Below are 1,132 nucleotides of genomic sequence, written 5' to 3' on the forward strand. Positions count from 1 at the left end.
AGCAGGCCGTTGAGAACCGTGGCCCGCACGATCGGGCGATACCGCTCCATCCGCATGACGTAGACCGCGAACGTGATGACGTACGCGCCACCGGCCAGGGCAACACCGGTCACGACGTCGAACCCGATCCAGAGTCCCCAGGGAACGTCCTGCGACAGGTTGGTCACCGAACCCAAGCCGTACGTGAAGCGTATGACCAGGATCACGACACCGGCCAGCATGACCGGAATCGAGATCAGGTTGAACGGCGTCAACAGCTTGCCCTTCGGCTTCATCTCCTCGAGGAGGAATTCCGTGATCCCCATTGCGTGCATGTTGGATCTGTTCACGATTCCGGCTCCTCCCGATTGGCCAGGAGGTGCAGGCCGAGGAGAAGCGCCGGCAAGCCGAACAGCGCGACCGGAACACCGTAAAGGAAATCGCGAGTGAACTCGGGGTAGGGTGTGGTACCCAGATCCGTGCGGAACCCCAGCTCCTCGAACGGGACGGAAGCCAGATACAGCCATCCGGTTCCGCCGACCTCGTGTTCCCCGTAGATTTTTCGCACGTAGCGCTGCGGGTGATTGTAGATCCGCGTCCTGGCGACCTCCATCAGCTCCCGCTTCAGGCCGAACATCAGCGCGTCGGTCGGGCAAGCCGCCACACACGCGGTTTTCTTTCCGCTCGCGACGCGGTCGGCGCACAGATCGCACTTATGGATTCTGGGATTCCACTCGTCGTACTCGAACTTGGGGACGTCGAACGGGCAGGAGATCATGCAGTAGCGACAGCCCATGCATTTCTTCGGCCGCCAGACCACGGGCCCGCTGCGGGTCTTGTGCATCGCGTTGGTCAGGCACGCGGCGGCGCAGGCCGGCTGCCAGCAGTGCATGCACTGTCGTTTGACGAAGACCTCACCTTTGCTGGTGTCGTGGCGATTGACGACCGTCCGCCGGTCCGTGGATGTCGTTCTCGGAGCCTCCAGTCCACCGTCGTTTTCCACATCCGGGATCGGGAGGTCGTGCTCTTTCGCGCACGCGACCTCGCAGGACCGGCAGCCGATGCAGCGCGTCGTGTCCACGAGGACGCCGACGAACTCCGTGTCGTCCTGCCGGGGGCGGGCGGCGGCCTTGCCGGCCGCCAGTGTGGCACC

At 63.9% G+C, this 1,132-nt stretch carries 2 protein-coding genes; both read right to left on the reverse strand.

Translation table 11 applies throughout. The annotated features are described in order from the left end of the window. On the reverse strand, positions 1–329 hold a 329-nt coding region (locus GY725_15720; GenBank protein ID MCP4005638.1), incomplete at its 3' end, for a hypothetical protein. Further along, positions 326–1,132 (reverse strand): 4Fe-4S dicluster domain-containing protein (locus GY725_15725; protein MCP4005639.1); only part of this gene is annotated, 807 nt, incomplete at its 5' end. The genes GY725_15720 and GY725_15725, both read right to left, overlap by 4 nt.

This window comes from bacterium, from assembly GCA_024226335.1.
In the GTDB taxonomy this organism is placed as follows: Bacteria; Myxococcota_A; UBA9160; order SZUA-336; family SZUA-336; genus JAAELY01.